This window comes from Saccharopolyspora sp. NPDC045941, assembly GCF_056431445.1.
Window position 1 is genome coordinate 1 of sequence record NZ_JBWKKU010000122.1, and the last position, 10,105, is coordinate 10,105.

7 protein-coding genes and 1 riboswitch are annotated in these 10,105 nt (G+C 72.5%); of the genes, 2 read left to right on the forward strand and 5 right to left on the reverse strand.

The window, feature by feature from the left end; all coding sequences use genetic code 11:
- Positions 1-334: 334 nt before the first annotated feature.
- Both AC07FN_RS44925 and AC07FN_RS44930 read right to left on the reverse strand, forming a co-directional pair.
- Positions 335-541, reverse strand: a complete 207-nt coding sequence (locus tag AC07FN_RS44925) for a hypothetical protein (RefSeq protein WP_478401211.1) — start codon at positions 539-541, stop codon at positions 335-337.
- 58 nt (positions 542-599) lie between these two features.
- Positions 600-1,694: a cobalt-precorrin-5B (C(1))-methyltransferase gene (locus AC07FN_RS44930; RefSeq protein ID WP_478401212.1), complete on the reverse strand. Its 1,095-nt coding sequence runs from the start codon at positions 1,692-1,694 to the stop codon at positions 600-602.
- A 50-nt stretch (positions 1,695-1,744) separates the two neighbouring features.
- On the opposite strand from AC07FN_RS44930, the gene AC07FN_RS44935 reads away from it, so the two are divergent.
- Complete coding sequence (locus AC07FN_RS44935; RefSeq protein ID WP_478401213.1) at positions 1,745-2,500, forward strand: cobalt-precorrin-6A reductase; 756 nt, start codon at positions 1,745-1,747, stop codon at positions 2,498-2,500.
- Here AC07FN_RS44935 and AC07FN_RS44940 read toward each other — a convergent pair.
- From AC07FN_RS44940 to cobG, 3 genes are read right to left on the reverse strand one after another with little or no spacing between them, the layout of a single operon-like run.
- Positions 2,488-4,008, reverse strand: a complete 1,521-nt coding sequence (locus AC07FN_RS44940; RefSeq protein ID WP_478401214.1) for a precorrin-2 C(20)-methyltransferase — start codon at positions 4,006-4,008, stop codon at positions 2,488-2,490. The two genes, AC07FN_RS44935 and AC07FN_RS44940, sit on opposite strands and share 13 nt — an antisense overlap.
- Positions 4,005-4,631, reverse strand: a complete 627-nt coding sequence (locus tag AC07FN_RS44945; protein ID WP_478401217.1) for a precorrin-8X methylmutase — start codon at positions 4,629-4,631, stop codon at positions 4,005-4,007. Before AC07FN_RS44945 ends, AC07FN_RS44940 begins: the two co-directional genes overlap by 4 nt.
- Before the next feature lie 32 nt (positions 4,632-4,663).
- On the reverse strand, positions 4,664-5,881 hold the full coding sequence (gene cobG / locus AC07FN_RS44950) for a precorrin-3B synthase (RefSeq protein ID WP_478401215.1): 1,218 nt from the start codon (positions 5,879-5,881) through the stop codon (positions 4,664-4,666).
- 86 nt (positions 5,882-5,967) lie between these two features.
- Positions 5,968-6,154: riboswitch (cobalamin riboswitch) on the forward strand.
- 94 nt (positions 6,155-6,248) lie between these two features.
- On the opposite strand from cobG, the gene cobN reads away from it, so the two are divergent.
- The gene (gene cobN, locus AC07FN_RS44955; protein WP_478401216.1) at positions 6,249-9,863 is read left to right on the forward strand and encodes a cobaltochelatase subunit CobN; all 3,615 of its coding nucleotides are present in this window, start codon (positions 6,249-6,251) and stop codon (positions 9,861-9,863) included.
- The last annotated feature ends 242 nt before the right edge of the window (positions 9,864-10,105 follow it).

Here is a 10,105-nt window from a genome sequence, read left to right on the forward strand (position 1 = left end):
CGACCAGTGCCTGCCGGTGCGGCGGGAGCTTGCGCCACACAGACCCGATCGTCGCGCGATGGGCCCGCAGCATGCCGGCGACATACTGCAGGGTGATGGTGGACAGATCGATCGTCGAGGGATACAACAACACGTGAAGCTCCTGGTGCTCCTGGTTTGATCTTGGTCGACAATCCAGCTACCAGGAGCTTCACTACTTTTCAGGCACCGACACGCCACACCCACCCAACCTGCACAAACCAGGTTGAAAAAGGCTCATTGAAATCGAAGGTTCGATTTCAATGGAAATTGCGGTACACTGTTCGCCGGACGAGCTCTCAGGTGGTGGCGGTGGTCATGCGTCGCCCGTCGGGATGGTTCGTGAATCCACCGCGGCCCGGTCGGATTCGCTGCGGAGAACGCAGAATTCGTTGCCTTCGGGGTCGGCGAGGACCGCCCAGCCCGAGCCGTCCGCGTTCCGGCCGGTCACGCTGCTCCAGAACCGGGCGAGCTCATAGGCATCCGCGCAGTCGATTGCGACGTTCTGCAATACCGAAACCATGCGCGCGAGCCTTCCCGACTTCCGCTCCGAGCACCACCGGATTGCGGCGGCCCGCGCGCTAGTCCGCCTCGGTGCGGCCGACGATGGTGCCCGCCCGGTCGATGACGACGACGTCCACCGAAACCGGTGCCCCGCGCAGGGTTTCGAGGCACACCGCCCGTGCCCGATCGGCGATGAGATCGCCGAGCGGGAGGCTCGCGGCGAGGCAGAGCTGCAGCGCTTCGAGCGCGGTGTTGGCGCCCCTGATCCGGGAGACCAGTTCGCCGCTGCCGCCCGCGTCGCGCACGATCCCGGCGAGCGAGGCGAAATCGACCTGGGACCGCTTGGAGTGCAGGTCCATGTGCCCGTCGGCGAGCTTGGAGATCTTCCCGATGCCGCCGGCGATCGTGAGCCGGGGAACCGGGTGCCGCCGCAGGTACTTCAGCACCGCGCCGGCGAAGTCGCCCATGTCGAGCAGCGCCTCGCCGGGCAGCGCGTGGAGTTCCGCGGCGACCTTCTCCGAGGTGCTCCCCGTGCACCCGGCGACGTGTTCGAGCCCTGCCGCCCGGGCGACGTCGACGCCGCGGCGGATGCTGTCGATCCACGCCGAGCACGAGTACGGCACGACGACGCCCGTGGTGCCCAAGATGGACAGTCCGCCCAGGATCCCCAGCCGCGGGTTCCAGGTGTGCCGGGCGAGTTCCGCCCCGTCGTCGACGGACACCTCGACGACGACGTCGCCGCTGCCGCCGTGCTCCGCGGCGACGCGCGCGACGACGTCGCGGATCAGCTGCCGCGGCACGGGGTTGATCGCCGGTTCGCCGACCGGCAGCGGCAGACCGGGCTTGGTGATGGTGCCCACGCCTTCTCCCGCTCGGAACACCACGCCCTGCCCCGGTTCCGCAGGACGGACCGTGACCGACACGAGAGCGCCGTGCGTGACGTCGGGATCGTCGCCGGCGTCCTTGATCACACCGGCCGTCGCGAAGCCGTCGCCCAGCCGCTCGCGCGCGAGCGCGAAGGCCGGGCGGTGCCCCTTCGGGAGGACGATCTCGACGGGATCTGGGAACGTCCCGGTCAGCAGCGCCGTGTAGGCAGCCGCCGTCGACGCCGTGGCGCAGGCCCCCGTCGTCCAGCCGTACCGGAGGCCCGATCCCTCCCCTCGCCCGCTCATAACGGGAGAATGCTCCTCATGCGGTTCGCAGCGACAACGGGGCGGGTCGGATGACCCGCGTGCTCGTCCTCGGTGGCACCGGCGAGGCCAGGAAGCTCGCCGAACGGCTCGCCGAGCGGCCGGACCTGCGCGTCACGTCCTCCCTCGCCGGCCGGGTCCGCGAGCCGAAGCTGCCGCCGGGCGAGGTGCGCGTCGGTGGCTTCGGCGGTGTCGACGGGCTGGCCGACTGGATTCGGCGCGAGCAGGTGGACGCGGTCGTCGACGCCACCCACCCGTTCGCCGGCGCGATCACCGAGAACGCCGTGGCGGCAGCGGAACTCGCGGGATGCCCGATCCTGGTGCTGCGCCGCCCCGCGTGGCGGCCGGGTCCCGGGGACGACTGGCTGGCGGCGCCGTCCCTGGCGGCGGCCGCGGAGCTGCTGCCCGAGCTGGGCGAACGGATCTTCCTCACCACCGGCCGGCAGGGCCTCGCGCACTTCGCCGCGCTCGACCTGCGGTTCCTGGTGCGGACCGTCGATCCGCCGGAACCGCCGCTGCCGCCGCACACCACGGTGCTGCTCGCCCGCGGGCCGTTCACGGTCGACGACGAGCTCGCCCTGCTGCGGGAGCACCGCATCGACGTCGTCGTCACCAAGAACAGCGGCGGTTCGATGACGAGCGCGAAGCTCATCGCGGCGCGCGAACTCGGGCTGCCGGTGGTGGTGGTCCAGCGGCCGCCCCAGCCCGCCGCGCCCTCGGCCGGGACGGTCGAGGACGCCGTCGCCTGGCTCGATTCCGCGCTGCGCCAACGAGATCACGCCGGGTAGCGCCGCGGCGTGAACACGACGTCGCGCCCGTCCGCGCCGACGGCGAGCCGCGTCGTCGACGAGCCGATCAGCAGCAGGCACCGCATGTCCACATCGGACGGATCGAGGTCGGCCAGGCGCACCACCTTGATGCTCTCCGCCGGGCCGCCGACGTCCCGGCCGATGACCACCGGCGTGTCGGGCGAGCGGTGCTCCAGGACCGCGTCCCGGGCTGCCGCGACCTGCCAGGTCCGGCTGCGCGAAGCGGGGTTGTAGATCGCCATGACCAGGTCCGCCGACGCCGCGGCGCGCAGCCGCTCGACGATCACCTCCCACGGCTTGAGCCGGTCGGAAAGCGACAGCACGCAGAAGTCGTGGCCCAGCGGCGCGCCGACGCGGCTGGCCACCGCCTGCGCCGCCGTCATGCCCGGCAGGACCCGCACAGGCACGTCCGATCGCTCCGCCGCGACCTCCAGCACCGCACTGGCCATCGCGAACACGCCGGGATCGCCGGAGGAGATCACCGCGACCCGCGACCCGCGCCTGGCCAGCTCCAGCGCGAACTCCGCGCGTTCGGCCTCCACCCGGTTGTCGGACGCGTGCTTGCGCTGCCGCGGGTTGTCCGGGATCCGGGCGAGGTACGGGGCGTAACCGACCAGGTCGTCGGCCGCGGCGAGCGCCGCCTGCGCCTCCGGCGTCACCCACTCGCGGCCGCCGGGGCCGAGCCCGACCACCACGACCTCGCCCCGCTCCGCGCCGCGGTCGGCGGGCGCAGCGGCGGCGTGGAGCGCGGTGTCCGAATTCGCCGGTCCGGGCAGCAGCGCCAGCGAGAAGTACGGGACGGTTTCCGGGTCGACGTCCGCGAGCGGCTGCAAGCGCTGCCGATCCGTGGTCGCGCGCTCGGCGTACCAGGCCTCGTCCAGGCGGCCCGCCTTCTCGAAAGCCTGCCGCACTCCTTCGAAGGTGCGCCCCAGCTTGAGCACCGCGGCGGCATCGGTCGTGGCGAGCCGTTCGGCGAGGACGTCCGGCGGGAGGGTGCCCGGCAGCACGGTGAAGATCTCGTCGCGTTCGGCCAGCGGGCGCCCGAGCGCCGCCGACGCGCCGCTGACCGAGGTGATGCCGGGGACGACCTCGGCGCGGAAGCGGCCGGCCAGCCGCTTGTGCATGTGCATGTAGGAGCCGTAGAAGAGCGGGTCGCCTTCGGCGAGCACGACGACGTCCCGCCCGGCGTCGAGGTGCGCCGCGAGCCGGGCCGCGCAGTCCGCGTAGAACTCGTCGATGGCGCCCTGGTAGCCGCCCGGGTGGTCGGTGGTCTCGGTGGTCACCGGGTAGACGAGGGCCTCCTCGATCTGCCCCGGCCGCAGGTACGGCTCGGCGACGGACCTCGCGATGCTCCTGCCGTGCCGGGCGCTGTGGTACGCGATCACCTCGGCCCGCTCGATCAGCCGGGCGGCCTTGACCGTCACCAGCTCCGGGTCGCCGGGGCCGAGACCCACGCCGAAAAGCGTGCCCTTGCCGTTGCTGCTCACTCTTCCTCGCTCGCGATCGCGTTGATGGCGGCCACCGCCATGGCGCTGCCGCCGCGGCGGCCGTGCACCACCAGGTGGTCCAGCTCGGCGGGGTGCGCCGCCAACGCCTCCTTCGATTCCGCGGCACCGATGAAGCCGACGGGCAGCCCCAGCACCGCGGCGGGCTTCGGGGCGCCGTCCTCGATCATCTCCAGCAACCGGAACAGCGCCGTCGGAGCGTTGCCGATCGCGACGACCGATCCCGCCAGCCGGTCGCGCCACAGCTCCAGTGCCGCGGCGCTGCGCGTCGTGCCCAGCTCGCGGGCCAGGTCCGGGACCCGCTCATCGGACAGCGTGCAGATCACGTCGTTGTCCGCGGGCAGACGGCGCCGGGTCACGCCGGCGGCGACCATCGCGGCGTCGCACAGCACCGGCGCACCGGCGCGGAGGGCCGCGCGCGCGTTGAGCACCGCGTCCGCCGAGTACGCCAGGTCGTCGACCAGGTCGACCATGCCGCAGGCGTGGATCATCCGCACCGCTACCCCGGCCACCTCCGGCGGCAGGCCGCTCAGGGCCGCTTCCGCGCGGATCGTGGCGAAGGAGCGGCGGTAGATCTCCGCGCCTTCCCGGACGTATTCGGGCACCCCTCGGTAGCGGGTCGCCCCGTTGTTCTCGTTCACACTGTCCTCCGTGCCGCGACGAGCGCGGCGGATACCTGGTCGACATCGGCGCCGGATGCCCGCGTCTCGCCGTCGAGACCGACCTCGTAGCCGGCACCGGTCGCCAGCACTTCCACGACGCGCCCCCGCGGTCGGCCGCAGCGCCGTTCGCAACCCGACCAATGCACCGGCAGAGCGCCGCCCGCCGATGCGCGCTGGGCGTCTTCGCGGACGTCGGCCCGCGCCTTCGCACAGCCGGGACGACCGGCGCACGCGGTCACCCCGGCACCGGCCGAGGACGGATCGACGAGCAGGCCGTGCGCGCCGAGTTCCGAGAGCCACCGCCCCGCTTCCTCCGGCGGCAAGCCGGGCAGGACGACGGTCCGCCACGGCGTCAGGCGAAGTTCGCCCGCGGCGTCGGACGCGGCGGTGATGATATCCAGCTGGTCCCGCGACAGGCGGCCCAGTGGTGCTCCCGCCACCACCCCGACCGTTCCGTCGGACCGTTCCACCGCGCCGACCTGCGAATGCGTCGCCGGCCGGTTCGACGGCACCAGCCCGGCCGGGACGGCGCCGAGGCGATCGGCGATCCGGCGCGCACCGTCGTCGAGTTCGGCCAGCCGCCAAGCCGAGAGCCCTTGCTCGGCCTTCTCCGCCAGGAACGCCTCCGCCGCGGCGATGGCGACGCCGGCGGCCTGGTCCGGGGTCGATCGCACTCCGGAATCCACGCCGGCGAGCACGAGTGCCAGCGTGTCCGCGCTCTCCGCGAGCAGGCCGACATCGGCGCCGAGCGAGATGACGTCCGCGCGGCCGTCGTCGATGGCGAACAGGAAACGTCCGGGCAGGTCCGCCAGCGACGACGTCGCGCAGAGCGCCGCGTCGAGTTCCCGGGCCACCGCCCGCACGTCGACCAGCTCGCGGCCGTCCGCCGAGGGCGAGCCGATGATGTTGCGGACCCGTTCGTGCGTTGCCGAGGGCAGCAGCCCCGCCGTCCGGAGCCCGGCGGCGAGTTCCTCCTCCGCTCCCGCGGGCAGTCCGCGCACCTGCACGTTCGCCCGCGAGGTGAGCTCCGCGCCGCCGTCGCCGAGCGCCGCGGCCGCCGCGATCGCCCGGACCTGGGGAGGCGTGAGCACACCACCCGGGACGCGGATGCGGGCCAGTCCGCCGTCGGCTGCCTCGTGCACCCGCAGCGCGCCGGGACACGCGTCCCGCTCTGGTCTGGCTCTGTGCAACACCCGGCTGATACTACGGACCCAGGTAGTTGCGGACGCAAAACAAGCGGGGTGCGACGTGCGTCATGCCCGCGCCGCTTGACGTAAGATCGCCCCGTTGCGAAGAGTGGTCGCAACATTCAGCGGCGACGGTGGAGGAAGCCGGTGCGAATCCGGCGCGGTCCCGCCACTGTCACCGGGGAGCGGACTCCAAGGAAGTCACTGTCCTAACTGGACGGGAAGACGGAGCGAGCGCTGATCCGGGAGCCAGGAGACTCCGGTCGCCGCGACCTACGAACCGGGGCGAGGACCCCGAGAGAGGTGCCGTCATGCGCTGCGCACGCGCGCCCAGGCCCCGCGACGCCGGTCGCCACGCCGAGGAGCGATCCGCATGATCCTACTTCTGTCCACTTCGGACACCGATCTGCTCAGCGCGCGAGCCGCCGACGCCGAGTACCGGCTCGGCAACCCGGCGCGGCTGGGCGTGGACGACCTGCCCCCGCTGCTGGAGGACGTCGACCTCGTCGTCGTGCGGCTGCTCGGCGGCCGCCGGGCCTGGGAAGAGGGCCTGGACTCGCTGCTCGCGGGCCCGCGCCCGGTGATCGTGCTCGGCGGCGAACAGGCGCCGGACGCGGAACTGATGGAATGCTCGACCGTGCCGGGCGGGGTGTGCGCCGAAGCGCACCGCTACCTCGCCCACGGCGGCCCGGACAACCTGGCTCAGCTGCACCGCTTCCTGTCCGACACGATCCTGCTCACCGGGCACGGCTTCGAGCCTCCGGCGGAGACGCCGACCTGGGGCGTGCTGGAGCGGACCCCGCGGCGCACCGAGGGCCCGACCGTCGCCATGCTCTACTACCGCGCGCACCACATGGCGGGCAACACCGCGTTCGCGAACGCGCTGTGCGAGGCCATCGAAGACGCCGGTGGCCAGGCCTTGCCGCTGTTCTGCGCCTCCCTGCGGGCGCCCGATCCGCAGCTGCTGGAGCAGCTCGGCCGGGCGGACGCGCTGGTCGTCACCGTGCTCGCCGCGGGCGGCACGAAGCCCGCCACCGCTTCCGCCGGCGGTGACGACGAGGCGTGGGACGTCGGCGCGCTCGCCGAACTCGACATCCCGATCCTGCAGGGACTGTGCCTGACCAGCAGCCGCGAGGCCTGGGAGGACAACGACGAGGGCCTGTCGCCGCTGGACATGGCCACGCAGGTCGCCGTGCCCGAGTTCGACGGCCGCCTGATCACCGTGCCCTTCTCCTTCAAGGAGAACGATGCCGAGGGGCTGCCGGTCTACGTGGCCGACCGCGAACGGGCGGCCCGGGTCGCCGGCATCGCGGTCCGGCACGCGACGCTGCGGCACGTGCCGCCGCAGGACAAGCGCCTGGCGCTGATGCTGTCGGCCTACCCGACCAAGCACTCCCGGATCGGCAACGCCGTCGGCCTGGACACGCCGGTCAGCGCGGTCCGCCTGCTGCGGGCGCTGCGCGAGCAGGGCTACGACATCGGCCCCGAGGACGGCCCCGACGCGCTGCCAGGCGTCGCGGACCAGGACGGCGATGCGCTGATCCACGCGCTGATCGCCGCCGGTGGCCAGGACCGCGACTGGCTGTCCGAGGAGCAGCTCAGCGGGAACCCGGTCCGCATCCCCGCGCGCCGGTACGCGAGCTGGTTCGCGACGCTGCCCGAGGACCTGCGCACCGCGATCGAGCAGCACTGGGGACCGCCGCCGGGCGAACTGTTCGTCGACCGCTCCCAGGACCCAGAAGGCGAGATCGTGCTCGCCGCCGTCCGCGCGGGCAACGTCGTGCTCATGGTGCAGCCGCCGCGTGGTTTCGGCGAGAACCCGATCGCGATCTACCACGACCCGGACCTGCCGCCGAGCCACCACTACCTCGCGGCCTACCGCTGGCTGATCGACGAGTTCGGCGCCCACGCCATGGTGCACCTGGGCAAGCACGGCAACCTCGAATGGCTGCCCGGGAAGACGGCGGGCATGTCCGCCTCGTGCGCCCCGGACGCCGCGATCGCCGACCTCCCGCTGATCTACCCGTTCCTGGTCAACGACCCCGGCGAGGGCACCCAGGCCAAGCGCCGGGTGCACGCCACCCTGGTCGACCACCTCGTGCCGCCGATGGCCCGCGCGGAGAGCTACGGCGACATCGCCCGGCTGGAACAGCTCCTCGACGAGCACGCCAACATCTCGGCGATGGACCCGGCGAAGCTGCCCGCGATCCGCAGCCAGATCTGGACGCTGATGCAGGCCGCCAAGCTCGACCACGACTTGGGGCTCGACGAACGGCCGCACGACGCGGAATTCGACGACATGCTGCTGCACGTCGACGGCTGGCTCTGCGAGGTCAAGGACGCCCAGATCCGCGACGGCCTGCACGTGCTCGGCGACGCCCCGGCCGGCGAGGCCCGGGTGAACCTCGTGCTCGCGATGCTGCGCGCGCGCCAGATGTGGAGCGGGCAGAGCGCCGCGCTGCCCGGCTTGCGGGAAGCGCTCGGGCTCGCCGAGGACGGCAGCGCCGCCCGGGAGCAGGTCGACGACGTCGAGGCCCGCGCGCACGCCCTGGTCCAGGCGATGGAGGACCGCGGCTGGAGCCCGGATTCGGCGCCGGAGGTGTGCCGGGAGGTCCTCGGCAGCGCGGAGGACGCGGTCGTGCGGGTGCTGGAGTTCGCCGTGACCGAGGTGGTGCCGCGGCTCGCCGCGACGACCGACGAGATGACCGCGACGCTGCACGCCCTCGAAGGCGGGTACGTTCCCGCGGGTCCCAGCGGGTCGCCGCTGCGCGGGCTGGTCAACGTCCTGCCCACCGGCCGCAACTTCTACTCGGTCGACCCCAAGGCCGTGCCCAGCCGCCTGGCCTGGGAGACGGGGTGGGCCATCGCCGAATCCCTGCTCGACCGCTACCGCGCCGACACCGGCGACTGGCCCCGCTCGGTCGGCCTGTCGGTGTGGGGCACCAGCGCGATGCGCACGTCCGGCGACGACATCGCTGAGGTGCTGGCGCTGCTCGGCGTCCGGCCGACCTGGGACGAGGCGTCGCGCCGGGTCAACGGGCTGGAGGCGATCCCGCTCGACGAGCTGGGCCGCCCCCGCATCGACGTCACGGTCCGCATCAGCGGTTTCTTCCGCGACGCCTTCCCGCACGTGGTCGCGCTCCTCGACGACGCCGTGCGCCTGGTCGCCGCCCTCGACGAGCCGGACGAGCAGAACTTCGTGCGGGCGCACGCACGCGCCGACCTCGCCGAGCACGGCGACGGGCGACGCGCCACGATGCGGATCTTCGGCTCCAAGCCGGGCGCGTACGGCGCGGGGATCCTGCCGCTGATCGACAGCCGGAACTGGCGCGACGACGCCGACCTGGCCGAGGTGTACGCGGTGTGGGGCGGCTTCGCCTACGGGCGCGAGCTGGACGGCGAACCGGCCCGCGCCGACATGGAGAGCGCCTACAAGCGGATCTCCGTGGCGGCGAAGAACACCGACACGCGCGAGCACGACATCGCCGACTCCGACGACTACTTCCAGTACCACGGCGGCATGATCGCCACGGTCCGCGCGCTGACCGGCAAGGCCCCGGCGGCCTACATCGGCGACAGCACGCGCCCCGACTCGATCCGCACCCGGTCCCTGACCGAGGAGACGTCGCGGGTGTTCCGGGCCCGCGTCGTCAACCCGCGGTGGCTGGCGGCGATGCGCCGCCACGGCTACAAGGGCGCGTTCGAGCTGGCGGCGACGGTGGACTACCTGTTCGGCTACGACGCCACGACCGGCGTCGTGGCCGACTGGATGTACGAGAAGCTCGCCGAGACCTACGTGCTGGACGAGGAGAACCAGCGGTTCCTCACCGAGTCCAACCCGTGGGCGCTGCACGGCATCACCGAGCGGCTGCTGGAGGCCGCCAACCGGCAGATGTGGCAGGAGCCGAACCCGGACACCCTGCAGGCGCTGCAGGACGTCTACCTGCAGACCGAAGGTGATCTGGAGGACGGCCCCGGCCAGCGCTGACAACCCGGTCCCGGGGCGGGCCAGAGCTGCCAGACCCCGCCCCGGCGTCCCGCAATTTCCATTGAAATTGCGGAGATTGTCCACAGCCATCGGCGTGTCGTGGCGAGCCACGCTGACCGTCCGCAATTTCCATTGAAATTGGAGGTTCAATTTCAATGAGCCTTTTTCAACCTGGTTTGTGCAGGTTGGGTGGGTGTGGCGTGTCGGTGCGTGAAAAGTAGTGAAGCTCCTGGTAGCTGGAT